The sequence below is a fragment of the Pseudomonas sp. TMW22091 genome (assembly GCF_022496705.1).
In the GTDB taxonomy this organism is placed as follows: domain Bacteria; phylum Pseudomonadota; class Gammaproteobacteria; order Pseudomonadales; family Pseudomonadaceae; genus Aquipseudomonas; species Aquipseudomonas saxonica.
On record NZ_SCFI01000014.1, the window covers coordinates 76,971 to 102,185 of the forward strand.

Here is a 25,215-nt window from a genome sequence, read left to right on the forward strand (position 1 = left end):
GCGGGAGAGGTCATGAAGCGCTTGTATTCTGTTCTGGCACTGGGTGCGGTCACATTTCTGGCAGGCTGTGTCAGCCCGCCGCCACGCCCTAACGATCCGTACTATGCCCCTGTACTGCCGCGCACGCCGCTGCCGGCAGCGGCTAACAACGGCTCGATTTACCAGGCAGGCTTTGAACAGAACCTGTACAGCGACCGCAAGGCGTTTCGCATCGGTGACATCATCACCATTACCCTGAACGAGAAAACTCAGGCGAGCAAAAACGCCAACTCGGCCATTGGTAAAAACAGCAACACCAGCATCGGCCTGACGTCTTTGTTTGGTGGCGGTCTGACCACTAACAACCCGCTGGGCGGAGGTGACTTGAGCCTGGATGCCGGTTACAGCGGCAGCCGTGCGACCAAGGGCGACAGCAAGGCCGGGCAGGGCAATAGCCTGACGGGCTCAATCACCGTGACCGTGGCCGATGTGTTGCCTAACGGCATCATCGCGGTACGGGGTGAGAAGTGGATGACCCTCAACACCGGTGACGAGCTGGTGCGTATTGCCGGGCTGGTGCGCGCCGATGACATCGCCACCGACAACACGGTGTCTTCGACCCGGGTGGCCGATGCACGCATTACCTATTCGGGCACCGGTTCATTTGCCGATGCGAGCCAGCCGGGCTGGTTCGACCGTTTCTTCCTTAGCCCACTGTTCCCGTTCTAGGTGATGGCCTCCATGTCCAACCTCAAGCATTTGCTGGCAGCGCTCTTGCTGTTATCGACCTCACTGGGTGTTCACGCCGAGCGGTTGAAAGACATTGCCAGCATTTCCGGCGTGCGTTCCAACCAATTGATTGGTTATGGCCTGGTGGTCGGACTTAACGGTACAGGCGACCAGACCACGCAAACCCCGTTCACCTTGCAGACGTTCAACAACATGCTGTCGCAGTTCGGCATCAAGGTGCCCGCAGGCACCGGTACTGTGCAGTTGAAAAACGTCGCGGCGGTGTCCATCAGCGCCGACTTGCCCGCTTTCGCCAAGCCGGGTCAGGTGATCGACATCACCGTGTCCTCCATCGGCAACTCCAAAAGCCTGCGCGGCGGCACGCTGTTGCTGACGCCGCTCAAGGGCATTGACGGCAATGTTTACGCCGTGGCGCAAGGCAATCTGGTGGTGGGCGGGTTTGATGCCGAAGGTCGCGACGGCTCGAAAATCACCGTTAACGTGCCGTCAGCCGGGCGTATTCCGGGCGGTGCATCGGTTGAGCGGGCCGTGCCCAGTGGTTTCAATCAGGGCAATAGCCTGACGTTGAACCTTAACCGCTCCGACTTCACCACGGCCAAGCGCGTTGTCGACAAGATCAACGACTTGCTCGGCCCCGGTGTGGCGCAGGCGATTGATGGAGGCTCGGTGCGCGTGACCGCACCGCTGGACCCAAGCCAGCGGGTCGACTACCTGTCGATTCTGGAAAATCTTGAGGTCGATCCGGGGCAGGCGGTGGCCAAGGTCATCATCAACTCACGCACCGGCACTATCGTGATTGGCCAGAACGTCAAAGTGTCGCCGGCCGCCGTGACGCACGGCAGCCTGACCGTCACCATTACCGAAGATCCGATTGTCAGCCAGCCCGGCCCGCTGTCCAACGGCGAGACGGCGGTGGTGCCGCGTTCACGCATCAACGCTCAGCAAGAAGCCAAGCCGATGTTCAAGTTCGGCCCGGGCACCACCCTGGATGAAATTGTCCGGGCGGTAAATCAGGTGGGTGCGGCGCCAGGAGATTTGATGGCGATTCTCGAAGCGCTTAAACAGGCCGGTGCGTTGCAAGCCGACCTGATCGTGATTTGAGGCTGACGTTATGGACTTGAGCAAGCGCGGCGTCAGTAGCAGCGATTCGGGGGCGTTTACCGACCTGAACCGGCTCAACAGCCTGAAAGTGGGTGATCGCGAAAGCGACAGCAATATGCGCAAGGTGGCGCAGGAGTTCGAGTCCCTGTTCCTCAATGAAATGCTCAAGTCCATGCGCTCGGCCAACGAGGTGCTGGGCAAGGACAACCCGCTCAATACCCCGGCCGCCAAGCAGTATCAAGAGATGTACGACCAGCAATTGTCGGTGACGTTATCCCGGCAGGGCGGCGGCATTGGTCTGGCCGACGTCTTGATGCGCCAGATGTCGAAGAACAAGCCCACTGCGCCGGGCGATGCCGTGGTGACCACGGCGCTGACAAACGAAGCCAAAACACCTGCGCCAACGACGGTGGCGGCGACCACCACCACCAGCCCGTTCGTTCGCGCCTCGGGGCAGCGTGCCTTGTGGAGTGCGCGGGTAGCCGCGCCTGCTGCGGCCGAAGGGGGTCATCAAAATGACATGGCCAAGATCAATCAGCGCCGCCTGGCCTTGCCGAGCAAGCTGACCGATCGTCTGCTGGCGGGCATCGTGCCTTCTGCCGACCCGGCGCGCTCGACCCTCAATACCGGCACGGTGCCGGGGCGTACCTCGCCGGGTCTGGACGCCGTGCTCAAAGGCAGTCGCCAGCCCATGCTGAGTGCCAACGGCGTGCAAGGGCGTATGCAGATTTATGGGCGTGCCGTGGCGCAGCCCCCGCTGGCGCCGGCCAAGCAAGCGTTCGAGTCGCCGGATGCCTTTGTCGCCACGATGCTGCCGATGGCGCAACAGGCGGCCGACCGTATCGGCGTGGACCCGCTGTACCTGGTGGCCCAGGCCGCGCTCGAAACCGGGTGGGGCAAATCGGTGATGCGCCAGCAAAACGGCAGCAGCAGCCACAACCTGTTCGGCATCAAAGCCACGGGCAACTGGCAAGGCGCACAGGCGCGAGCCATCACCAGCGAATTCAAGGGTGGGCAGATGGTCAAGGAAACGGCGGACTTCCGTTCCTACGACTCGTATCAAGACAGCTTCCACGATCTGGTCACGCTGTTACAAAGCAACAATCGTTATAAAGAAGTGCTGAACGCGGCCGATAAACCAGAGCAGTTTGTTCGAGAGTTGCAAAAGGCCGGTTACGCGACCGACCCCGAGTATGCGAGCAAGATTTCGCAGATAGCCAAGCAAATGAAGACCTACCAGAGCTACGTCTCGACGGGTTCTTTAACGAATTTATAAGGTTTGAACCATGGCGAGTTTGATCAACATCGGGATGTCGGGGCTCAATGCCAGCCAGGGGGCTTTGGCGACGGTGGGCAACAACATTGCCAACGCGAATACCTCGGGCTACTCGCGTCAGCAGATCGTGCAGGGCACGGCGGCCTCTCAGCAAGTGGGCGGGGTGTTTATCGGCACCGGTACCACCCTGGCCGATGTGCGCCGTGTGTACAACGCCTACCTCGACGCCCAGTTGCAAACCACCACCTCGCTCAACGGCGACGCTCAGGCCTATCTCGATCAGATTGGCTCGGTCGACAAGTTGCTGTCTGACTCCAGCACCGGCGTATCGGCCGCGTTGAGCAGCTTTTTTACCGCCCTGCAAACCTCGGCCGCGGCGCCCGGCAATACCTCGTCACGCCAGTTGCTGCTAACCAGTGCGCAGACGTTGAGCAACCGCTTCAACTCGATTTCGTCCCAGCTCAACCAGCAGAACGAGGGCATCAACAGCCAGCTCGATACGTTGAGCTCTCTGGTTAACCAGCACACGGCGACCCTTGCCTCGTTGAACAAGCAGATTGCTCAGTCGACCACCGCCGGCAATACACCGAACGACCTGCTGGATGCGCGCAACGAAACCGTTCGCAGCCTCAATGAGCTGGTCGGGGTGACAGTTCAGGAGCACGACAACGTTTACGACGTGACGCTGGGGACGGGCCAGTCGCTGGTGCAGGGCAGCACCTCCAACACGATTTCGGCGGTACCGGGCAAAGTCGACAAGAGCCAGTTCACCATTCAGATCAACTACCCGCAGTCCACCTCCGATGTGACCTCGGTGATCAGTGGCGGCAAGATCGGCGGTCTGTTGCGCTATCGCGAAGACGTGCTGGCGCCGGCCATGAATGATCTGGGGCGCACCGCGATGGTGGTGGCCGACGCGATCAACACGCAGTTGGGTCAGGGGCTGGATGCCAATGGCGAGTTTGGCTCGTCATTGTTCAATAAAATCAACAGCGCGCAGGCCATCAGCCAGCGCAGCCTGGCTTCGTCCAGCAACAATGTGAACTCTGGCAACCTGGACGTGAGCATTACCGACAGCGGTGCGCTGACCACCTACGATTATCAAGTCACGTTCAGCAGCGACAACGACTACACCGTCAAGCGCTCGGACGGCACCAGCATGGGCTCGTTCAAGCTGGATCAAAAACCGGCCGCCGTGATCGACGGTTTTACGATGACCCTCAATGGCGGGGATTTGAGCAAGGGCGATACGTTCAAAGTCAGCCCCACCCGTAATGGCGCCAGCGCCATCGGCGTGCAAATGACCGATTCGAGTCAGTTGGCCTTTGCTGCGCCATTGGTGGCCAGTGTAGGCAGCTCGAACACCGGCACCGGCGCTGTGAGCACGCCGAGCCTGTCTGCGGCGCTGGATATCTACGGCGGGGCAGCTTTGGGGCTGAAGCAGTCGCAGATTGAAAGCGCAATGCCGGTTCGCATTGCCTTTGACGAAGCGGTCAATGGCACGCAGGGCTACCGCGTACTGAATGAAAAAGGCGATGAGATCGGCACGGGCACCATCGTGCCGGGCCAGGGCAACAAGGTAACGATCAATGTGCCCGTCACCAACGCTGACGGCACTACGACCCAGATCGCCTTTGACACCACCTTCAGCGGCTCGCCGGGCAAGGGCGACAGCTTTGACATCAAGTTCAACAAAGACGCCAAGGCCGACAACACCAACGCCAATTTGCTGCTGGACCTGCAAACCAAAGCCACCGTTGGGGTGACTGCCGGGGGCGGCGGGGTGAGCATGACGGGGGCTTACACCCAACTGGTTTCATCGGTGGGCGGCAAGGCCAGCCAGGCGAAAGTGGATGCCACGGCCAACACGGCGGCGCTGTCCTATGCCAAGGAAGTGCGCAACTCGGTGTCTCAGGTCAACCTGGATGAAGAAGCGTCCAATCTGGTCAAGTTTCAGCAGTACTACACCGCCTCGTCGCAGATCATTAAAGCGGCGCAAGAAACCTTCACCACGCTGATCAACAGCCTTTAAGGGAGCCTTCGACGATGCGCATTTCCACATCCCAGTTTTATGAGTCGACCAGCGCGACCTATCAGAACAATTTTTCGTCGGTGGTGAAAACCCAGACCCAGATTGACTCGGGTGTGCGCATCCAGTCCGCAGGTGATGACCCGGCCGGTGCTGCGCAGTTGTTATTGTTGCAGCAGCAAAAAGACATGCTGGGGCAGTACAGCACCAACATGAATACCATCAAGGCTTCCCTGAACAATCAGGAAAGCATTCTGGACAGCATCAATACGGCGCTGCAAAAGGCTAAAAACCTGACCATTCAGGCGGGTGGCATTATCAGTGATGCCGACCGTTCTTCTATAGCCAATGAAATTGGCGGCATCGAAGAACAAGTCTTCAGCTTGCTTAACAGCAAGGATGCCGACGGCAACTACATGTTTTCGGGTTCCAAAACCTCAACGCCGCCGTATGCGCGCAACAATGACGGCACCTATACCTACCAGGGCGATGACATTCAGCTGAACCTGAAAGTCTCGGACACCATCACGATGGCCGGCAGTGACACTGCCCGCAGTTTTCTGGAAGGCTCCCCGAATACCGGGCGCACTCAAGCAACGCTGCTGCCTCCGGCGGTCAATGATGGCAAGGTGTCTATTACCGCGGGCACGGTGACATCAACGGCGGTGTATGACCAAGGGTTTACGGCTGGTCAGCCCTACACCTTGACGTTCACCAGCAGCACTCAGTTCACCTTGACTGATGGCGCGGGTAAGGACATTACCTCTGAAATAGCCGGTAACGGGACGTTCGATTCAACCAAAGAAGGCGCTCACAGCGTCAACTTGCGCGGCGTTCAGTTTGATATCGGCATGGATTTCAGCGGCGCTGAGGACACTGTGGCTCAGGATGCACTGGCCAAGAACAAGGCCTTTACGCTTGAAGCCAAGCCCGACAGCTTCAATGTGTCACGCACCCCGAGCAATACCTCTACGGCGCAATTGACCAGTGCGAGTATCGCTGACACGAAAAAGTACAGTGACAGCTTCCCCAGCAGCGGGGCGGTGATCAAATTCACTAGCGACACCGAATATCAAGTGTTTGCGCAGCCATTGAGCGCCAACAGCAAGCCGCTGGCCGAAGGCACCATGACCGGTACTTCGGTGACGGCGGCCGGGGTTAAATTTGATTTCTCAGATGCGCCCAAGGCGGGCGACCAATTTGTGGTGAGTGCTGATAACCACAAAAACCAGAGTGCTCTGGACACACTCAGCGAGATTCGCAAGGCGCTATTGGTACCCACCGATAATGATCCGGTGGCCAAGCTCAAGCAGCGCGATGTGCTCAGCGCTACCATCGGTAATTTGAGCAATGCCAGCGAGCACGTGGACATAGCGCGTGGTTCCATTGGCTCGCGCCTTAACGCCATTGATATTCAGGCGGACGCCAACACCAGCATGGGCCTGGCCAATGACACCACCATGTCGGCCATTGGCAATACCGATATGGCCAGTGCGTCGGTTGATCTGGCGTTCCAGAAAGCCATGTTGGAAGCCTCGCAACTGGCGTTCGTCAAAATCGCCCAGTTGAGCCTGTTTAACCAGCTCTGACGCACTCAAATACGTAGCAGCTGCCGCAGGCTGCGTCCGGCGGCGAAGCCGTCGTAAATTCAGCGATTTGAAGGGGGCGTCGCACACATCTGGCAGGTTTTGCGATCGCTTCGCAATCGGACGCAGCCTGCGGCAGCTGCTACGAATCGCCAGGTATCGCGCGAAATGTTTTGAAAAACCATACAAAATAGCGTGACCTGTGAGTCACAACGCGCATCTCACTGTATCGTGTGCAGCATACGGGCGGGTGCCGAGCCATTTACGGGCTTTTTTTTGTATTTTCAGGCGCCCATTCAAGCCCTTTTATTGTTAACGCCCCTCGATTGTTCGAGCGGTGATCTCCAGCTATTCAGTATTGGGAAGCCACAATGATTGGCATTAAAAGCATCGCCAGTTACGTGCCTGCAGACGGCGTAGACAACTACGCCCAAGGCGCGAAATTCTCCAAGGACGAAGAATTCATTCTGGGCAAGATTGGCTCGGCCTTCCTGCCGCGCAAAGGTGCTGACCAGGAAACCTCGGATCTGTGTGTCGAAGCTGTCAATGCGCTGTTCGCCAACAATCCGCAGCTCAAGCGCGAATCCATCGACGCGCTGATCGTCGTAACCCAAAACGGTGATGCAGAAGGCTTGCCACACACCGCTGCCATCGTTCAAGACAAGCTGGGTCTGCCGACCCACGTCGCCGCCTTTGATATTTCCCTGGGGTGCTCGGGGTATGTCTACGGCATTTACGCGATGAAAGGCTTCATGGAAGCCACAGGCCTGAAAAACGGCCTGCTGATCACTGCCGACCCGTATTCGAAAATCGTCGACCCTGAAGACCGCAACACCACCATGCTGTTTGGCGACGCTGCCACGGCTACCTGGATGGGTGAAGACGCTCCCTGGCAGCTGGGCAAGGCCAAGTTCGGCACCGACGGCTCCGGGGCGCCGCACTTGAAGGTCAGCGATGGCGTGTTCTTTATGAACGGTCGTCAGGTGTTCAACTTTGCGCTGCTTAAAGTGCCTGCGCACTTGCATGAGCTGATGGAAGAGTCGAACTTGACCTCTCAAGACATCGACGCGTTCTGCATCCATCAGGGCAGTGCGGCGATTGTCGATGCGGTCGCCCGTCGTTTTGAGGGTGAGCCTGAGAAGTTCATCAAGGATATGGTCGAGACCGGCAATACCGTGTCTTCGAGCATTCCGCTGCTGCTGGAAAAACACGTGATGGACGCCACCTGGAAGCGCGTTGCGCTCAGCGGCTTCGGTGTGGGCTTGTCGTGGGGCTCGGCGATTATCTATCGGCCGTAGAGAACAGGCTGCACGCTTCAAGCGGTACGATCAAAACGCCCATGGCCTGATACGCCATGGGCGTTTTGCGTTGGGGTCACCCGCTGCGCAAAACCTGTGTGAGGCCAGCGTGGTTGCTGATAGATCAAAAGCCAGATCAAGATCAACAGAGCGCGCTAGATCCCGAAATCCGTAGCAGTTGACGAGCTCCGCGAGGCTACGTCTCCTGCCTGGCGGATCTCTCGGCAAACACAAGAAACCGTACTGTATGCCTTGAGCACGAGAGTGAAGGTGCCATCAATCATTCTGTGAGCGAGAACTCGGTCAGGCAGAAGGTGGGCACGCCCATTTCTTGCAAGCGCTTGGAGCCGCCCAGTTCTGGCAAATCAATAATGGCGGCGGCTTCAAACACCTGCGCCCCCATGCGTCGTACCAGGTTGGCGGCGGCGATCAGTGTGCCGCCCGTAGCGATCAGGTCATCGACGATCAGCAGCGAGTCGCCTTCGCACAAGCTGTCAGCGTGCACTTCAAGAAAGGCTTCGCCATATTCTGTCTGATAGCCCTCGGCCAATACGTCAGCAGGCAACTTCCCTTGCTTGCGAAATAGAACTAACGGTTTGTTGAGCTGATGCGCGAGCACCGAACCGATTAGAAAGCCGCGCGCGTCCATTGCGCCGATGTGGCTGAAATCAGCCTCGACGTAACGGTGGATAAAGGTATCGGCGATGACACGCATGGCACGTGGTGATTGGTACAGCGGCGTGATATCGCGGAAAATGACGCCCTTTTTAGGGAAGTCAACTACAGGGCGAATCAAGGGTTTGAGGCAAAAATCGTCGGCGACCATGGTCGGGCTATCCTGGTGTGCGTTAAGCGCGTCAGTATAACCCGGACCGTGACGAATTCAGACTTCCAGTGAGCCACCGGCCAAGGCGCATAGCTTGATCGGGTCAAGAATATGGACTTCCTTGCCCTCTGCCTGGATCAACTCGTTTTCTTGCAGGCGGGTAAACACGCGAGAAACAGTTTCAACGGCCAGGCCCAGGTAGTTACCGATTTCATTGCGCGACATGCTCAGACGATACTGGTTTGCAGAGAAGCCGCGAGCCCGGAAGCGCGCCGACAGATTCACCAAAAAGGTGGCAATCCGCTCATCGGCGGTCTTTTTCGAGAGCAACAACATCATTTGCTGATCGTCACGAATTTCGCGGCTCATGATGCGCATCAGCTGGCGGCGCAGTTGCGGCAGTTGTACGGACAGTTCGTCCAGACGCTCAAAGGGTATTTCGCATACCGGTGTGGTCTCCAGTGCCTGTGCGGAGACGGGGTACGCCTCTGTGCCCATGCCGGATAAACCCACCAACTCGCTGGGCAGATGAAAGCCAGTGATTTGCTCTTCGCCCGAGTCGCTCAGGCTGAATGTCTTCAGTGCCCCGGAGCGTACCGCGTAGACCGAGCCAAAAGGATCGCCCTGGCGAAACAGAAACTCGCCTTTTTTCAAGGGACGACCGCGCTTGACGATTTCCTCCAACGCATCCATGTCTTCCAGATTCAACGAAAGTGGCAAACAAAGAGGGGCCAGGCTGCAATCCTTGCAGTTGGCCTGACTATGAGCGCGCAGTTTTACTGGCTCGGACATTTCTTCAATCCTTGTGGGAAAACACACATAAGTTGCAAGGGTAACTCAGCCACGAGGTCGAGGCCAGTGCACCATAGCGGTGCCGCGACCTAAGTCTCATGGCGGCATCACGCAGGATTAACAGGTTGATGAACGTTAAAAGCACTTAGATCACTCGCGAAAATCGTTCTCGATTGGCCTTTTCCAGGTACGCATCGAAGACCATGCACACAGAACGCACCAGTAATCGGCCTGCGGGCAGCACGGTCAATTGTTCAGCGTCCAGGGCGATCAAGCCATCGGCTGCCATTCGCTGCAAGGCGGGCCACTGCGGGGCAAAGTAACCCCGAAAGTCGATGTTGAAGGCTTGTTCTACAGGGGCGAACGGCAGGTGCAGGTTGCAGATGATGTGTTGAATGACCTCGCGGCGAATTCGATCATCCTGATTGCACACCAGCCCGCGGCTGGTGGCGAGCTGACCGCTGCTCAGGGCGTGCTGGTACTGCGTCAGGTCGCTGTTGTTCTGACAGTACAGGTCGCCGATCTGGCTAATGGCCGATACGCCAAGCCCGATCAGGTCGCAATGGCCGTGGGTGGTATAACCCTGAAAATTGCGTTGCAGTGTTGATTCTTCCTGAGCGATGGCCAGTTCGTCGTCCGGCAGGGCGAAATGATCCATGCCGATGTAGCGGTAACCGGCGCGGGTCAATTGCTCAATGGTGTGCTCAAGCATCTGTAGCTTTTCAGCGGGTGAGGGCAGCTCCAGAGGGTTGATCCGCCGCTGTGGCATGAAGCGCTCGGGCAAGTGCGCGTAATTGAATACGGACAAACGATCCGGCTGCAGGCTGATCACTTCTTCGATGGTATGCGCGAAGGCTTGCGGGGTTTGTTTGGGCAACCCATAGATCAGGTCAATATTGATCGAGCGAAACTGCAAGGTGCGGGCAGCGTCGATCACCGCGCGGGTTTCTTCCATGCTTTGCAGGCGATTCACGGCGCGCTGCACTTGCGGGTCGAGGTCTTGCAGGCCAATGCTGACGCGGTTGAAACCCAGCTCGCGCAACAGGCCCATGGTTGACCAGTCAGCTTCTCGCGGATCGATTTCGATGCCGTAATCGCCCGAGTCGTCATCCAGCAAGTTGAAATGTTTGCGCAATGTCAGCATCAGCTGGCGCAGCTCATCGTGGCTGAGAAACGTCGGTGTGCCCCCGCCAAAGTGCAATTGTTCAACTTTTTGTCTGGGGTCAAGGTGGCAGGCGACTTTATGGATTTCTTGTTCCAGTCGTTGCAGGTAAGGCTGCGCTCGACCACGGTCTTTGGTGATGACCTTGTTGCAGGCGCAGTAGTAGCAAATATTGGCGCAAAAGGGCACGTGCACATACAGCGACAGCGGGCGCAGCGCCTTGCGGCTTTCGCGCAGAGCATGCAACAGGTCGAAGGGGCTGACCTGATTATTGAACTGCACCGCCGTCGGGTATGAGGTGTAGCGGGGCCCGGCAATATCGTAGCGGCGAATTAAAGTTGAGTCCCAACGAATGGCGTCGAGCATGCGGGCATTCCCCTGGGATGGCTGTCAATGCTCTGGATTCTAGGGGCTGGAAATGGGTCAGGCCTTGATATGCATCAACGGCTGATGTGTATCAGTGGCCCATCAACCAATGCTGGTGTGGGCCGGGCAGGGTCCAGATACCGAAGGCAATGACCAGCAAACCCCCGGCCATGCGTACGCTGCGCTTGCGCAACAGCGCCGTGACCCGCTCGGCAGCAAGCCCGGTGGCGAGCAATACAGGCCATGTGCCAAGGCCGAACGCCAGCATGAGCAAGGCGCTATCCATCGCGTTGCCTTGGCTGGCTGACCAGATCAGGGTGCTGTACACCAACCCGCACGGCAGCCAGCCCCACAGTGCACCCAGCAGCAAGGCGCGGGGCAGGCTCGATACCGGCAGCAGCCGGTTGGCCACGGGTTGAATATGTCGCCACAGGCCGCGTCCCATACGTTCGATGCGGGTCAGTCCGCTCCACCAACCGGCCAGGTACAGGCCCATGCAGATCAGCAGTAACCCGGCCAGCAGGCGCATGAACAGGGCTGCGGGGCTGTTGGCGACCGCCCACCCGGCCAGCCCCAGCAGCAAACCTGCGCACCCATAGCTGAGAATTCGGCCCAGGTTGTACGCCAACAACAGCCTGAAGCGTCGGCTGCGTTGCTCTTTGGGAATGGCCATTGTCAAAGCGCCCATCAAGCCACCACACATGCCCAGGCAATGGCCGCCGCCCAGCAGCCCCAGTATCACTGCCGATACCAGTAGGGGGGCGAGCTCAAGCATGGGGTGGCGCCGAGGTGTCGTTGTCCTGAGCGGGCGCAGGATGCTGGCGCCTGGCTTCTTCGACAGCCGCCGTGTGCTGGGGGTCCTGTTCATCAAACAGGATGCTGTGCGCCGGGCTGTCCAGGTCGTCGTACTGGCCGCTGTCCACCGCCCAGAAGAAGATGTAGATCGCGATGGCGACAATCAACAAGGCCGCCGGAATCATGATGTAAAGCGCTGGCATAGAGGCTCCAAGCTACGGGTTCAGGCCGCTTGCGGGCGGGCCTCTGCGGTGGGGCGGGTGGGCGCCTGATCCGGCAGGCGGGTCAGGCGCAAGGCATTGAGCACAACCGTCAACGAGCTGATCGACATGCCGATGGCGGCCCAGACGGGGGTGATCCAGCCGAGCGCTGCAAAGGGCAGCATAAGGCCATTGTACAGCCCGGCCCACAGCAGGTTTTCGATGATGACCCGGCGCGTGCGCCGAGCCAGACTGAACGCTTGCACCAACGCCTCCAGACGATTGGACAGCAACACTGCATCGGCGCTGGTTTTGGCCAGGTCAGTGGCTGAACCCATCGCTACGCTGATGTCGGCAGCCGCCAGCACGGGCACATCGTTCACCCCGTCACCCAGCATCAGAACTTTGCGGCCTTGGGCATGCAAGCGTTGCAGTACCTGTAATTTGTCATCGGGGCGCATCCCGCCCAGTGCTTCATCAATGCCCAGCGTGTTGGCCACACTGGCGACCATAGGCGAGCTGTCCCCGGAGAGCAGTAGCGTATGCCAGCCGCGGGCCTTGCACGCCGCTACCAGGGCAGGTGCATCAGCCCGCAGGCGGTCATCGAGCACCAGCCAGGCCAGGGCCCCCTGGGTGTCGCCCAGCAGCAGCCATTGACCGGGCTCATCTGGCAGGGCCGGTACGACGTCGTGGCTCAGTTCGCAGACGAACGCCGGCTGGCCGATACGCAAGCGCTGTTCACCGACCCGGCCTTCGAGGCCCAGCCCGGGTGTGCTAAGCACGTCCTCGGCGGCTTGCGGGGCGCGGCCAAAAGCGCGGGCGATAGGGTGTTCGGAACGGTTTTCGAGGGCTGCGGCGAGACTCAGGCACTGCTCGCTGTCCAGCTCACGCAAGGGGTGGATGGCTCTTAAGGCCAGACGGCCTTCGGTGAGGGTGCCGGTTTTGTCGAAAATCACCGTATCAATCTGGTTCAAACCTTCGATCACGTGCCCGCGAGTCAGCAGCAACCCCAGTTTATGCAGGGTGCCAGTGGCAGCAGTGAGGGCAGTCGGAGTCGCCAAGGACAAGGCGCAAGGGCAGGTGGCTACCAGCATGGCCAGTACAATCCAGAAGGCTCGCGTGGGATCGAGCTGCCACCACAGGAGGCCAATCACAAGTGCCGCAATCAACGAAAACAGCAGGAACCATTGCGCAGCTTTGTCAGCAATTTCAGCGAGCTGTGGTTTTTCGGTCTGGGCGCGATCCAGCAAGCGCACAATGGCCGACAGGCGAGTGTCTTGACCCAGTGCCAACACTTCAACAGTCAGGGCCCCTTCGACATTCAACGTGCCTGCGGTCACGGCATCGCCTGCGCCACGGGGTTGCGGCAGGTATTCGCCGGTCAGTACGGATTCGTCAATGCGGGTCACGCCTTCGAGAATCTTGCCGTCGGCCGGCAGCGTCGCTCCGGGGTGAACCAATACGGTGTCGCCGACGTTCAGTTCGCTCAGCAGGATGCGTTCGCTCTGGCCGTCTTCGCTCACGCGTAAGCAAGAAGCGGGCAGCAAGTTAACCAGTTGTGCGGTGGCCGCCGCGGTGCGCTCGCGGGCGCGGCGTTCCAGATAGCGCCCGGCCAGCAAAAACAAGGCGAACATGCCGACTGCATCGAAATACAGCTCGCCGACCCCGGTGATCGCGGTCCAGATACCCGCGATATAGGCGCTGCCAATGGCTAGTGAAACCGAGATGTCCATGGTCAGGTGCCGGGTGCGCAGGTCGCGCATCGCGCCTTTGAAAAAGGGCGCGCAACTGTAGAACACGATAGGTGTGGTGAGAAACAGCGCCACCCAGCGCAGGATGGTGTGCATCTCGGGGCTGAGGTCGGTGTTGAATTCGGGCCAGGTGGCCATGGTTGCCATCATTGCCTGAAACCACAGTAGCCCGGCCACCCCCAGCTGGCGCAAGGCCCGCCGGTTCTCGCTGGCCAGTTGCTCGGTAGCTCGATCCGCCTGATAGGGGTGCGCGGCATAACCGATATGGCGCAGCTCGCGGAGTATTTCACTCAGTGGCAACTGGCGGTCATTCCAGCGCACATGCAGGCGGTGATTGGTCAGGTTAAGCCGCGCCTCGCTGACAGCGGGCAGACGCAGCAGGTCTTTTTCGATGAGCCAGCCGCAGGCGGCACAACTGATGCCCTCCATCAGCAAGGTCGTTTCGGCCTGTTCATCGGTGTGTCGCACAAAGGGCTGTTGCACCTCGGGGCGATCGTACAGCGCCAGTTCTTCGCTCAGTTGCAGGGGGAGCGCTTGAGGGTTGGCAGAGGCTTCACTGCGGTGCTGGTAATAGCTTTCGAGTCCGCCAGCCACGATGGCTTCGGCCACAGCCTGGCAGCCCGGGCAGCAAAATTCGCGAATGTGGCCCAATACGACAGCCGTAAACTGGCTGCCGGACGGAACGGGCAGGGCGCAGTGGTAGCAGGTAACAGGAGTGGTCATGGCGCTCTTTCGCGAAAGGGGGGCGCAAGCAGGCTCGCGATGGGGTGTTGTTAGTGATGAACTTCGGCGCCTTGAATCGGCTCATCACCCAGCATCAGGTCTTTGTCGTGATCGACCTCTTCTTCTTCGAACAGGCGCCAGGTCTTGCCGTTCTCGACACCCAGCAATTCAACGAAGCGGCGCCCTTCAACCTTGTCATCCAGTTGGCCGGTGTAGCGCCCCGGCTCCGAAGGGCTTTGTTTGAGGCTGATGCGGCGGTCTTTTTCCGGTTGTGTCGGTGAAATCAGGTTCAGCTCCAGCATGGCTGGGTGGCTGTTGCCTTCGAGCAGCAACACCACTTCTCCGGTCATTTCGTCCAGACGCAGCTTGGCTTGCAGTTGCAGCGTCTGGCCGAGCATCTCGCGATCCAGTGAGCGGTTGATGCCTTTACCGGCTTCGTAGTAGTTGTCGTTGACCAAGTGATCCGGGTTATTGACGGCGATCGTCACCATCGACAGGGTCAAGGTCACCGAGCAGGCAAGAATGGCAATGATGATCCACGGCCAAATGTGCTTGTACCAAGGGCTGGAGCCGTTTGCTGCGGGCATGACAGTTTCTCTTATCTGATGAGTGGGCCGATGAAGCGGCTCTTGGCTTTGACGTTGATGTCGGGGTTGTCGGCATCCTTGAGGATGAAAAACACCTCGTTGGTGCTGGACGGCAGCTGCTCGGGTGCAACCGACAGCTCGACCGGCAGGCTGACAATGTCGCCGGCTGCGACCTGGATTTCGCGTTTGCCTTGCAGTTTCAGATCAGGCAGGCCGGTGGCCTCCAGCACGTACGTATGGTCGTGCTGGTCTTTGTTCATGATTTTCAGGCTGTAGACGTTTTCGACCCGGCCTTGTGCGTTTTCGCGGTAGAGCACCCGGTCTTTACTGACATCAAACCCGACCAGCGAGCGGGTGAAAAATGCTGCGGCCAGCAGGCCCATCATGGCCAGTAACACCACGGCATAGCCGATCAGGCGTGGGCGAAGTGTGTGGGTTTTCTGCCCCGAAAGATTGTGTTCAGTGGTGTAGCTGATGAGCCCGCGTGGGTAGTTCATCTTGTCCATGATGCTGTCACAGGCGTCGATGCAGGCCGCGCAGCCTATGCATTCAATTTGCAGGCCGTCGCGAATGTCGATACCGGTAGGGCAGACTTGCACGCACAAGGTGCAGTCGACACAGTCGCCCAGACCCTGGGCCTTGTAGTCGCTGTCTTTTTTGCGCGGGCCGCGCTGCTCGCCACGCCGTGGGTCATACGAGACGATCAGTGTGTCCTTGTCGAACATGACGCTCTGGAAACGCGCATAAGGGCACATGTAAATGCACACCTGTTCGCGCAGCCAGCCGGCATTGCCGTAAGTGGCCAGAGTGAAAAAGCCGACCCAGAAATACGCCCAGCCATCGGCCTGGCCGGTGAAGAATTCGATGACCAGTTCGCGAATGGGCGAGAAGTAGCCGACAAAGGTCATGCCGGTGACAAAGCCGATCAGTAGCCACAGGCTGTGTTTGCCGAGTTTGCGAAGGAACTTGTTGGCGCTCATGGGCGCCTTGTCGAGCTTGATACGCTGGTTGCGGTCGCCTTCTGTGACCTTTTCGCACCACATGAAGACCCATGTCCACACGCTTTGCGGGCAGGTATAGCCGCACCACACACGCCCGGCGTACACCGTAATAAAAAACAGGCCAAAGGCGGCGACGATCAGCAGGCCCGATAGCAGGATGAAATCCTGTGGCCAGAACGTTGCACCAAAAATAAAGAATTTACGCTCGGGAAGGTTCCACCACACCGCCTGGTGACCGCCCCAGTTCAGCCAGACCGTGCCGAAATACAGCAAGAACAGAAATGCGCCACCGACCATGCGCAGATTGCGGAAGAAACCGGTGAAGGCTCGGGTATAAATCTTCTCTCGGGGCGCGTAAAGGTCGACGGTCTGCGGTGTTTTTTCAGCAGATGCAGTGACATCGTTGGCAGGAATCTGGTTGCTCATTGGGTCGTCCCACGGCAGTGGAAAATGCCTCGGTCAGTACATGCCAACCGCGGTCAGAAGGTGGTGCAGTGGCGTAATGATACCTGCGTGAATCCAGCGCAGGGGTGCGACCTTTGGTCGCGTTCACGGGGGTGCAAGTTTGGTGTAGCGATTGCTCAAAATGATGACGTGGATCAATTGACTTCGTGCACTGACCGAGGGTCGAAAGGCTTGATTCAAAGCTCCCAGGGGTTGATCACGCGAACGCCCTCGAAGCAGAAATCCTTGGCGTTGCGAGTGACCAGGGTCATGCCATGAACCAGTGCTGTGGCGCCGATCAGGGCATCGCACTCGTTGCCGCGGTCCGGGACATGCAGGCGGGCGCAACGGCGCGCAACATGACTGTCAATCGACAGCACACGGCCTGCGAAGGCGGGAATCACATGACCTTCAAGCCAGGTACGCAAGATGGCTGCCTGCGCTGTGTCGCGCCGTTCCAAGCGCAATATGCCTGTTTCGATTTCAAGCAAGGTGATGGCGGATATATACAGTTTGTACGCCTCAACGCCATGCGCCCAGGCAACCACTGCCGGGTCAGCCTGGGGTTTACGAAGCTCCGAGATCACATTGGTGTCGAGTAAGAACATTAAAAATCCAGGGAGCGCGGCGTGATGGCTGCGCGTTCGGGTTCAAATTCAACCGGCGCCGAATCAGGCATGACAAGCAGGTCGACGATGCTGGTATTCAGGCCGGTCAGTCGTTGGTACTCCTCCATGCATAGCAGTACATGAGCAGGGCGGCCACGATCGGTGATGTAAACAGGCCCTTGCTGGGCGGCTTTTTTGGCACCGCTTGTGTCTTGATTGAATTCGCGACTTGAAATGGTGGTGATAGCCATGAGGAAAACCTCCCTAACCTGATAATGTAGAAACGTTACTACTCTTGGCGTTTGTGGTGCAACTGAAAAAGCAGCCTGTAACAAAACGGCTCCGCAACGGGGAGCCGTTTTCAGTGCGATAACTGACTTTCTACTCCTGCGCTTTGGCGCTTTCGCCATGAGACAGGCTGTAGACATAGGCCGCCAGCAGGTGAACCCTGTCATTGCCTTGTAACTGCGCTTGAGCAGGCATCTGACCCTGACGGCCGTAACGAATGGTCTGCTGCAATTGAGCGAAGCTTGATCCGTAGATAAAAGCGCCCGGATGCGTCAGATCTGGCGCGCCCATCAGTGGGTTGCCTTTACCTTCGGGGCCGTGGCAAACCGCGCAGTTGGTGGCGAACAGAGCTTGCCCCTTGGCCGGGTCAGCCTTCACCCCTTCAGGCAGTTTGCGGTCATCGAGCTGGGTCAATACATACGCGGCAACATCGCTGACACCTTGTTCACCAATGACCTCTGACCAGCCAGGCATTACTGCATGGCGCCCGGCCATGATGCTTTCCTTGATTTTGTCGGGGGTAGCGCCCCAGCGCCAGTCAGCGTCGGTCAGGTTGGGGAAGCCATAGGCACCTTTTGCATCGGAGCCGTGACACACCGAGCAGTTGGAGGCAAACAGCCGACCGCCCATTTTCAGGGCTTGCGGGTCTTTGGCGACCTCTTCTATGGGCATGGCGGCGAATTTGGCGAAGATCGGCCCGTATTTAGCGTCCGCTTTGGCCATTTCCTTTTCCCACTCATGCACGCCCGTCCAGCCGGTCTGGCCATTGGCAAAAGCCGTGTCATTTTTGGTGTCCAGCGCTTCATAGCCGGGCAGGATGCCTTTCCAGTTACCCAAGCCGGGGTAGAGCACCAGATACCCCAAGGCGAATACGATGGTGCCCACAAACAGCCAGAACCACCAATTGGGCAGCGGGTTGTCGAACTCTTCGATACCGTCGTAGGCATGCCCGACTTTCTCATCGGTCTGCTCGCTGCGTTGTCCCTTGCGGGTGTCCAGCAACAACCAGGTCAACGCGAAAATGGTGCCCAGCGTGAGGACGGTGATGTACCAGCTCCAAAAGCTAGTCATTCTTTGTTACTCCTGGACGCTTGTTCTTGTTCGATGTGCTTGATGGCTTCAGGATCGTCCTTGAACGGCAACAGGGTTGCGTCATCGAATTCCGATTTGCGCTTGGGGCTGAATACCCACAAGGCCAAACCGATAAAAGCCACCATCACGACCACAGTGCCCAGGCCACGAATCATCCCGATATCCATTCAGATCACCGTTTGCTTTTGATCAGAGTGCCCAGGCCCTGAAGGTAGGCCACCAGCGCATCCATTTCGGTTTTCCCTTTGACGGCATCCTTGGCTCCGGCGATGTCTTCGTCGGTGTAAGGCACGCCCAGGGTGCGCAAGACTTCCATTTTTTTGGCCGTGTCTTTGCCGTCCAGGGTGCGTTCCACCAGAAACGGGTAAGCCGGCATGATCGATTCCGGCACCACGTTGCGCGGGTTGTATAAGTGGGCTCGCTGCCAGTCATCGGAGTAACGCCCACCGACACGGGCCAGGTCTGGGCCGGTGCGCTTGGAGCCCCACAGGAAGGGATGATCCCAGACACTTTCACCGGCCACGGAATAGTGGCCATAGCGTTCTGTTTCGGCTCGGAACGGCCGTATCATTTGCGAGTGACAGCCCACACAACCGTTGGCGATGTAGACATCGCGGCCTTCCAGTTCCAGCGCGGTACGCGGCTTCATGCCTTCGACCGGGTTATTGGTGACGTCCTGGAAAAACAGCGGAACAATCTGGGTCAGGCCCCCGATGCTGACGGCAATGACCATCAACAACGCCATGAGGCCGATATTTTTCTCGACTGCTTCGTGCTTCATCAGTGGACTCCCACGACAGCGATCTGGCTCGCTGCTTCTGCTTCTACCGGGTTCGATGCCCGGACGGTGCGCCAGACGTTATACGCCATGAACAGCATGCCGCTGGCGAAAATGGCCCCACCCAGTGCGCGAACGATAAAGCCCGGATGGCTGGCTTGCAGGGCTTCGACGAATGAGTAGGTCAACGTGCCGTCTTCGTTGATCGCACGCCACATTAACCCCTGAGTGATGCCGTTGACCCACATCGAGGCGATATACAGCACGGTACCAATGGTCGCCAGCCAGAAGTGCACGTTGATCAGGCCGACGCTGTACATCTGCTTCTGGCCGTAGATTTTCGGGATCATGTGGTACATGGAGCCGATCGTAATCATTGCGACCCAGCCCAATGCCCCCGCGTGTACGTGGCCAATGGTCCAGTCGGTGTAGTGGGAGAGGGCGTTGACGGTCTTGATGGCCATCATCGGGCCTTCGAAGGTCGACATGCCGTAGAAGGCCAGTGACACCACCAGAAAGCGCAGGATCGGGTCGGTGCGCAACTTATGCCAGGCCCCCGACAGGGTCATCATGCCGTTGATCATGCCGCCCCAGCTGGGTGCCAGCAGGATGATCGACATGGCCATGCCCAGCGATTGAGCCCAGTCCGGCAGCGCGGTGTAGTGCAGGTGGTGCGGGCCGGCCCAGATATACAGGGTGATCAGCGCCCAGAAGTGCACGATGGACAAGCGATATGAGTAGATCGGACGTTCAGCTTGTTTGGGCACGAAGTAATACATCATGCCCAGAAAGCCTGTTGTCAGGAAAAACCCTACTGCGTTGTGGCCATACCACCACTGAATCATGGCGTCGGTCGCACCGGCGTATGCGGAGTAGGACTTGAAAAAACTGACTGGCAACGACGCGTGGTTAACGATGTGCAACATCGCCGTGACCACAATAAAGGCCCCGTAGAACCAGTTGCCGACGTAGATATGTTTGGTTTTGCGCTTGGTGATGGTGCCAAAGAACACCATGCCGTAAGCCACCCAAACGATGGCCAGCAAAATCGCCAAAGGCCATTCCAGCTCTGCGTATTCTTTAGTGGTGGTGTAACCCAGGGGCAAGGTGATGATCGCGCCGACAATGACCGCCTGCCACCCCCAAAAGGTGAACGAGGCCAGCGAATCAGAGATCAGGCGGGTCTGGCAGGTGCGCTGTACGACGTAATAAGACGTACCAAAAAGAGCACAGCCACCAAAGGCAAAAATCACAAGGTTGGTGTGCAGCGGACGTAGGCGGCCGAAAGTCGTCCACTCCAGGCCAAAGTTCAATTCAGGCCACACGAGCTGTGACGCGATAAAGACCCCGAGCCCCATGCCAAGGATTCCCCAGACCACCGTCATGATGGCGAACTGGCGGACTACCTTATAGTTATAAGCAGTCGGACTGATTGCTGTGCTCATTCTAAGGTTCCACGGTTTTATATTTTTTAGGGGTAAAAAAGCGGCGCAAGTATGGGTAAAGCATAGGGGTATTGCAACGCAACGTAGCATCGTCGACTGAGCGCCAACGCAGGTTCTGCGGCCTTTTCATGCGGTGAGTAAGGTCAAGACGACCTATAAGACACGTCGCATTCAGGGCAATGGCGATGGCTATTGGCGGGGCGATACTGGGGAGGAAAGTAAAAGAGGCGGGGACAAATGTCCAGAGATTGTTCACAGGGTTGTATACAACTCTACAGAAGCACCCCATGGATGCTTCTGTAGCGAGTCAGGCATTATTCGGCGTTTATTTCCTCTTTATTACCGTGTGACAAGCTGAACACATACGCGGCCAGTAACTGCACCTTGTCGTTGCCCAGCAGCTCGTTTTGCGCCGGCATATGGCCTTGACGGCCGTGGCGGATGGTCTGCTGCAATTGCCCCAGGCTGGTGCCGTAGATATAGGCTTCGGGCACTGTCAAATCCGGGGCGCCCATCGCCTGCATGCCTTTGCCGTTGGCGCCGTGGCATGCCACGCAGGTGGTCTCGAAGGCTTGCTTGCCTACATTCAGATCGACCGAGGTGCCTTGGGGCAATGGCAAACCGGCCAGATCGTGACGCACGTAAGCGGCGACGTTTTTGACCCCGTCTTCACCCAATACCGGCCCCCAGGCGGGCATCACGGCAATGCGCCCGCCCAGTATGGAAGCCTTGATGGTGTCGGCGTCGCCGCCCCAACGCCAGGTGCTGTCAGTCAGGTTAGGGAAGCCATAGGCACCCTTGGCATCTGAGCCGTGGCACACCGAGCAATTTGAGGCAAACAGGCGACCGCCCATTTTCAGCGCTTGTGGGTCTTGTGCCACCTCTTCCACGGGCATGGCGGCATATTTGGCGAAAATCGGACCGAAGCGGGCATCCGCCTTGTCCATTTCCTTTTGCCACTCGTGAACCCCCGTCCAGCCATTCTCGTAACCCGGCAGCAGACCTTTCCAGTTGCCAAGGCCGGGATAGAGGATCAAATAGCCGACGCCGAAGACCAGCGTGCCGACGAACAACATAAACCACCACTGGGGCAGCGGATTGTCGTATTCCTCAATACCATCAAAGCTATGGCCCATGGTCTCGACGGTGTCGCCTTTGTTTTCGCCTTTGCGTGTCCCCACCAGCAGCCACGTCAGGCCTATCAGCGTGCCGATGGTCAGCACGCAGATATAGATACTCCAGAAAGTCGTCATGCTTTGTCACTCCTCGACGCTTGCTCTTGCTCGACGTGTTTCAGGGCTTGCGGGTCGTCCTTGAAGGGCAGCAATGTGGCGTCTTCAAACTCGGATTTGCGGCGCGGGCTGAACACCCAGAGTGCCAGGCCGATAAACGCCACGGCCACCAGCAACGTGCCCAGGCCGCGAATCATTCCACTACTCATCTCCAGAACCATCCTTCACCTCTTGCTCTTGATGGCAGTGCCGAGCACTTGCAGATAGGCCACGAGTGCGTCCATCTCGGTTTTGCCCTGAACGGACTGTTTGGCGTTGGCGATGTCTTCATCGGTGTAAGGCACGCCGAGGGTGCGCATCACCTTGAGCTTGGTTTCGGTGTGGGAGCTGTCGACCGGGGATTCGACCAGCCAGGGGTAGGCGGGCATTTTGGACTCCGGCACCACGTTGCGCGGGTTGTACAAATGTGCGCGGTGCCAGTCATCCGAGTAGCGCGCACCCACCCGTGCCAAATCCGGGCCGGTGCGTTTTGAACCCCACAGGAAGGGGTGATCCCACACGCTTTCACCGGCCACAGAATAGTGGCCATAGCGCTCGGTTTCAGCGCGGAACGGGCGAATCATCTGCGAGTGACACTGCACGCAGCCTTCACGGATGTAGATGTCGCGACCTTCCAGTTGCAACGCGGTGTAGGGCTTCATGCCTTCAACCGGGGTGTTGGTCACGTCTTCAAAGAACAGCGGGACGATCTGCGTCAGGCCGCCGATGCTCACGCACAGAATCATCAGCAACAGCATCAGGCCGATATTTTTTTCAATCACTTCATGTTTCATGGCGAACTCCTCAGGCCATCTGCGCGGCGGCAACGACTTCAGCGGGCTCGGCGTTACGCACCGTGCGCCACGTGTTGTAAGCCATCAGCAGCATGCCGCTGAAGAAGATCGCGCCCCCGATCAGGCGCACGACATAGCCCGGGTGGCTGGCCACCAGGGTTTCGACGAAGGAGTAGGTCAGCGTGCCGTCCTCGTTCACTGCGCGCCACATCAGGCCTTGAGCGATGCCGTTGACCCACATCGAGGCGATGTAAAGCACGGTGCCGATGGTGGCCACCCAGAAGTGCGCGTTGATCAGGCCAATGCTGTACATCTGCGGGCGTCCGAAGATTTTCGGGATCATGTGGTAGAGCGCACCAATCGAAATCATCGCCACCCACCCCAGAGCACCGGCGTGAACGTGGCCGATGGTCCAGTCGGTGTAGTGGGAGAGGGCGTTGACGGTCTTGATGGCCATCATCGGGCCCTCGAAAGTCGACATGCCGTAGAAGGCCAACGACACCACCAGAAAGCGCAGGATCGGGTCGCTGCGCAACTTATGCCAGGCGCCCGAGAGCGTCATCATGCCGTTGATCATGCCGCCCCAACTGGGGGCCAGCAGAATCAGCGACATCACCATGCCCAGTGACTGCGCCCAGTCCGGCAGCGCGGTGTAGTGCAAGTGGTGCGGGCCGGCCCAGATATACAGGGTGATCAGCGCCCAGAAGTGCACGATGGACAGGCGATACGAGTAGATCGGGCGCTCGGCCTGTTTGGGCACGAAGTAGTACATCATCCCCAAAAAGCCCGCTGTCAGAAAAAACCCTACCGCGTTATGGCCATACCACCACTGCACCATCGCGTCCGTTGCCCCACCGTAGAGCGAGTAGGACTTGGTGAGGCTGACCGGGATTTCGAGGTTATTGACGATGTGCAAAATCGCCACCGTCACGATAAACGCGCCGAAGAACCAATTGCCCACGTAGATGTGTTTGGTCTTGCGCTTCATGATCGTGCCGAAAAACACGATGGCGTAAGCGACCCAGACGATGGTGATCAAAATGTCGATCGGCCATTCCAGCTCGGCATATTCCTTGGAGCTGGTGAAGCCCAGGGGCAGGCTGATGGCGGCGAGCAAAATGACCAACTGCCAGCCCCAAAAGGTAAAGGCCGCAATCCTGGGCGCAAACAGCGTGGCCTGACACGTGCGTTGCACCGTGTAGAAGGAGGACGCGAACAATGCGCAACCGCCAAAGGCGAAAATCACTGCGTTGGTGTGCAGCGGGCGCAGACGGCCGAAGCTGGTCCAGGGCAAATTCAAATTGAGTTCGGGCCAGACCAACTGCGCGGCGATAAAAACCCCGAGCCCCATACCGACGATGCCCCAAACCACCGTCATAATGGCAAATTGGCGGACCACCTTATAGTTGTAGGCGGTACTGATTGAAGTGTTCATGGTTCCCCATCCACGGTTCAGGCGAGTACATGTGCACGCCTGGAGTTATTGGCAGACTAAAAGCGAGGCAAGCATGGGCGTAGCAAGGGGCGGCGGTATTGACGGGGATCAATGGGTGCAGTACGTGCAGGATCGGGGCTGGTTATGGAATGCAGCGGCTGACGTGCACAAAACGGCCGAACCGACCACGCTGATAATGGCTCACGGTGCGGGTGCACCGATGGACAGCGACTGGATGACCGGCATGGCTGAACGCCTTGCCGCGCGCGGGCTCAACGTGCTGCGCTTTGAGTTTCCTTACATGGCGCAGCGTCGACTCGAGGGTGGCAAAAGGCCGCCTAACCAACAGGCCAAGTTGCTCGAGTGCTGGCGTGAGGTGTACGCCGAGGTGCGACGGCATGTCGCTGGGCGCGTGGCCATTGGCGGTAAATCCATGGGTGGGCGAATGGCCAGTCTGGTGGCGGACGAACTGGCCGTGGATGCACTGGTGTGTTTGGGCTATCCGTTTTACGCATCGGGCAAACCGGAAAAACCGCGTGTGGCGCATTTGGCTGAACTGCACACACCGACGCTTATTATTCAGGGCGAACGCGATGCATTGGGCAGCCGCCAAGCGGTTGAGGCCTACACGCTGGCGCCGAGCATTGAACTGTTTTGGTTAGTGGCGGGCGATCATGATTTGAAGCCGCTAAAAGCTTCGGGCTTTACCCATGTACAGCATCTGGATGCGGCGGCCGATCACATTGCGCGGTTTGTGTAGCGTGCTGTTTTCGCACTATCGGCGGCGTCAGGAGTCGTGTCGCCGCTGCCGAAGGCTGCGTTCGGCGGTGAAGCCGTC

25 protein-coding genes are annotated in these 25,215 nt (G+C 58.5%); 7 read left to right on the forward strand and 18 right to left on the reverse strand.

The window, feature by feature from the left end:
* The first annotated feature begins 12 nt into the window (after nucleotides 1–12).
* The 6 genes from flgH (at nucleotide 13) to EQV93_RS20455 (ending at nucleotide 8,019) form a co-directional block, all read left to right on the forward strand.
* Nucleotides 13–708 carry a flagellar basal body L-ring protein FlgH gene (gene flgH, locus EQV93_RS20430; RefSeq protein WP_122782161.1) on the forward strand — a complete coding sequence of 232 codons (696 nt, stop codon included), beginning with the start codon at nucleotides 13–15 and terminating at the stop codon, nucleotides 706–708.
* Between the two features lie 12 nt (nucleotides 709–720).
* Complete coding sequence (locus tag EQV93_RS20435; RefSeq protein ID WP_122782162.1) at nucleotides 721–1,830, forward strand: flagellar basal body P-ring protein FlgI; 1,110 nt, start codon at nucleotides 721–723, stop codon at nucleotides 1,828–1,830.
* A 10-nt stretch (nucleotides 1,831–1,840) separates the two neighbouring features.
* Nucleotides 1,841–3,106, forward strand: a complete 1,266-nt coding sequence (gene flgJ, locus EQV93_RS20440; RefSeq protein ID WP_240892332.1) for a flagellar assembly peptidoglycan hydrolase FlgJ — start codon at nucleotides 1,841–1,843, stop codon at nucleotides 3,104–3,106.
* 10 nt (nucleotides 3,107–3,116) lie between these two features.
* Entirely contained in the window at nucleotides 3,117–5,138 is a 2,022-nt protein-coding gene (gene flgK, locus EQV93_RS20445) for a flagellar hook-associated protein FlgK (RefSeq protein WP_240892333.1), read from the forward strand.
* Between the two features lie 14 nt (nucleotides 5,139–5,152).
* Complete coding sequence (locus EQV93_RS20450) at nucleotides 5,153–6,724, forward strand: flagellar hook-associated protein 3 (protein WP_122782165.1); 1,572 nt, start codon at nucleotides 5,153–5,155, stop codon at nucleotides 6,722–6,724.
* A 368-nt stretch (nucleotides 6,725–7,092) separates the two neighbouring features.
* Nucleotides 7,093–8,019, forward strand: coding sequence for a ketoacyl-ACP synthase III (locus tag EQV93_RS20455; RefSeq protein ID WP_122782166.1), 927 nt, complete (start codon nucleotides 7,093–7,095; stop codon nucleotides 8,017–8,019).
* Nucleotides 8,020–8,299: 280 nt separating this feature from the next.
* On the opposite strand, the gene EQV93_RS20460 is transcribed toward EQV93_RS20455, so the two are convergent.
* From EQV93_RS20460 to ccoN (EQV93_RS20545), 18 genes are all read right to left on the reverse strand, one after another.
* Nucleotides 8,300–8,845, reverse strand: a complete 546-nt coding sequence (locus EQV93_RS20460; protein ID WP_146386446.1) for an adenine phosphoribosyltransferase — start codon at nucleotides 8,843–8,845, stop codon at nucleotides 8,300–8,302.
* A gap of 57 nt (nucleotides 8,846–8,902) precedes the next feature.
* Nucleotides 8,903–9,637: a fumarate/nitrate reduction transcriptional regulator Fnr gene (fnr, locus tag EQV93_RS20465; RefSeq protein WP_122782168.1), complete on the reverse strand. Its 735-nt coding sequence runs from the start codon at nucleotides 9,635–9,637 to the stop codon at nucleotides 8,903–8,905.
* A gap of 145 nt (nucleotides 9,638–9,782) precedes the next feature.
* On the reverse strand, nucleotides 9,783–11,165 hold the full coding sequence (hemN, locus tag EQV93_RS20470; protein ID WP_240892334.1) for an oxygen-independent coproporphyrinogen III oxidase: 1,383 nt from the start codon (nucleotides 11,163–11,165) through the stop codon (nucleotides 9,783–9,785).
* 91 nt (nucleotides 11,166–11,256) lie between these two features.
* Complete coding sequence (locus tag EQV93_RS20475) at nucleotides 11,257–11,940, reverse strand: sulfite exporter TauE/SafE family protein (RefSeq protein WP_146424559.1); 684 nt, start codon at nucleotides 11,938–11,940, stop codon at nucleotides 11,257–11,259.
* Nucleotides 11,933–12,163 (reverse strand): cbb3-type cytochrome oxidase assembly protein CcoS, encoded by a 231-nt coding sequence (gene ccoS / locus EQV93_RS20480; RefSeq protein ID WP_122782171.1) that lies wholly within the window; start codon nucleotides 12,161–12,163, stop codon nucleotides 11,933–11,935. The genes EQV93_RS20475 and ccoS overlap by 8 nt, the downstream gene beginning before the upstream one ends.
* Before the next feature lie 20 nt (nucleotides 12,164–12,183).
* The gene (locus EQV93_RS20485) at nucleotides 12,184–14,634 is read right to left on the reverse strand and encodes a heavy metal translocating P-type ATPase (protein WP_240892335.1); all 2,451 of its coding nucleotides are present in this window, start codon (nucleotides 14,632–14,634) and stop codon (nucleotides 12,184–12,186) included.
* Between the two features lie 50 nt (nucleotides 14,635–14,684).
* Nucleotides 14,685–15,221 (reverse strand): FixH family protein, encoded by a 537-nt coding sequence (locus EQV93_RS20490; RefSeq protein WP_122782173.1) that lies wholly within the window; start codon nucleotides 15,219–15,221, stop codon nucleotides 14,685–14,687.
* Between the two features lie 11 nt (nucleotides 15,222–15,232).
* On the reverse strand, nucleotides 15,233–16,648 hold the full coding sequence (gene ccoG / locus EQV93_RS20495; protein WP_146424553.1) for a cytochrome c oxidase accessory protein CcoG: 1,416 nt from the start codon (nucleotides 16,646–16,648) through the stop codon (nucleotides 15,233–15,235).
* Between the two features lie 215 nt (nucleotides 16,649–16,863).
* Complete coding sequence (locus EQV93_RS20500; protein ID WP_122782175.1) at nucleotides 16,864–17,274, reverse strand: type II toxin-antitoxin system VapC family toxin; 411 nt, start codon at nucleotides 17,272–17,274, stop codon at nucleotides 16,864–16,866.
* Nucleotides 17,274–17,525, reverse strand: a complete 252-nt coding sequence (locus tag EQV93_RS20505) for a type II toxin-antitoxin system Phd/YefM family antitoxin (RefSeq protein ID WP_122782176.1) — start codon at nucleotides 17,523–17,525, stop codon at nucleotides 17,274–17,276. Before EQV93_RS20505 ends, EQV93_RS20500 begins: the two co-directional genes overlap by 1 nt.
* 130 nt (nucleotides 17,526–17,655) lie before the next feature.
* Complete coding sequence (ccoP, locus tag EQV93_RS20510; RefSeq protein WP_240892336.1) at nucleotides 17,656–18,633, reverse strand: cytochrome-c oxidase, cbb3-type subunit III; 978 nt, start codon at nucleotides 18,631–18,633, stop codon at nucleotides 17,656–17,658.
* Nucleotides 18,630–18,821: a cbb3-type cytochrome oxidase subunit 3 gene (locus EQV93_RS20515; RefSeq protein WP_122782178.1), complete on the reverse strand. Its 192-nt coding sequence runs from the start codon at nucleotides 18,819–18,821 to the stop codon at nucleotides 18,630–18,632. Before EQV93_RS20515 ends, ccoP (EQV93_RS20510) begins: the two co-directional genes overlap by 4 nt.
* Nucleotides 18,822–18,826: 5 nt before the next feature.
* Nucleotides 18,827–19,435 (reverse strand): cytochrome-c oxidase, cbb3-type subunit II, encoded by a 609-nt coding sequence (gene ccoO, locus EQV93_RS20520; protein ID WP_122782179.1) that lies wholly within the window; start codon nucleotides 19,433–19,435, stop codon nucleotides 18,827–18,829.
* On the reverse strand, nucleotides 19,435–20,877 hold the full coding sequence (gene ccoN / locus EQV93_RS20525) for a cytochrome-c oxidase, cbb3-type subunit I (protein WP_240892337.1): 1,443 nt from the start codon (nucleotides 20,875–20,877) through the stop codon (nucleotides 19,435–19,437). Before ccoN (EQV93_RS20525) ends, ccoO (EQV93_RS20520) begins: the two co-directional genes overlap by 1 nt.
* Nucleotides 20,878–21,191: 314 nt before the next feature.
* Nucleotides 21,192–22,130: a cytochrome-c oxidase, cbb3-type subunit III gene (gene ccoP / locus EQV93_RS20530; protein ID WP_240892338.1), complete on the reverse strand. Its 939-nt coding sequence runs from the start codon at nucleotides 22,128–22,130 to the stop codon at nucleotides 21,192–21,194.
* A complete protein-coding gene (locus tag EQV93_RS20535) occupies nucleotides 22,127–22,318 on the reverse strand; it encodes a cbb3-type cytochrome oxidase subunit 3 (protein WP_122782186.1) in 192 nt (63 codons plus the stop codon). Before EQV93_RS20535 ends, ccoP (EQV93_RS20530) begins: the two co-directional genes overlap by 4 nt.
* Nucleotides 22,319–22,333: 15 nt before the next feature.
* A complete protein-coding gene (gene ccoO, locus EQV93_RS20540) occupies nucleotides 22,334–22,942 on the reverse strand; it encodes a cytochrome-c oxidase, cbb3-type subunit II (protein WP_122782182.1) in 609 nt (202 codons plus the stop codon).
* 10 nt (nucleotides 22,943–22,952) lie between these two features.
* Nucleotides 22,953–24,377: a cytochrome-c oxidase, cbb3-type subunit I gene (ccoN, locus tag EQV93_RS20545; protein WP_122782183.1), complete on the reverse strand. Its 1,425-nt coding sequence runs from the start codon at nucleotides 24,375–24,377 to the stop codon at nucleotides 22,953–22,955.
* Between the two features lie 73 nt (nucleotides 24,378–24,450).
* Here ccoN (EQV93_RS20545) and EQV93_RS20550 point away from each other — a divergent pair, with 73 nt between their 5' ends.
* Nucleotides 24,451–25,137 (forward strand): alpha/beta family hydrolase, encoded by a 687-nt coding sequence (locus tag EQV93_RS20550; protein ID WP_240892339.1) that lies wholly within the window; start codon nucleotides 24,451–24,453, stop codon nucleotides 25,135–25,137.
* The last annotated feature ends 78 nt before the right edge of the window (nucleotides 25,138–25,215 follow it).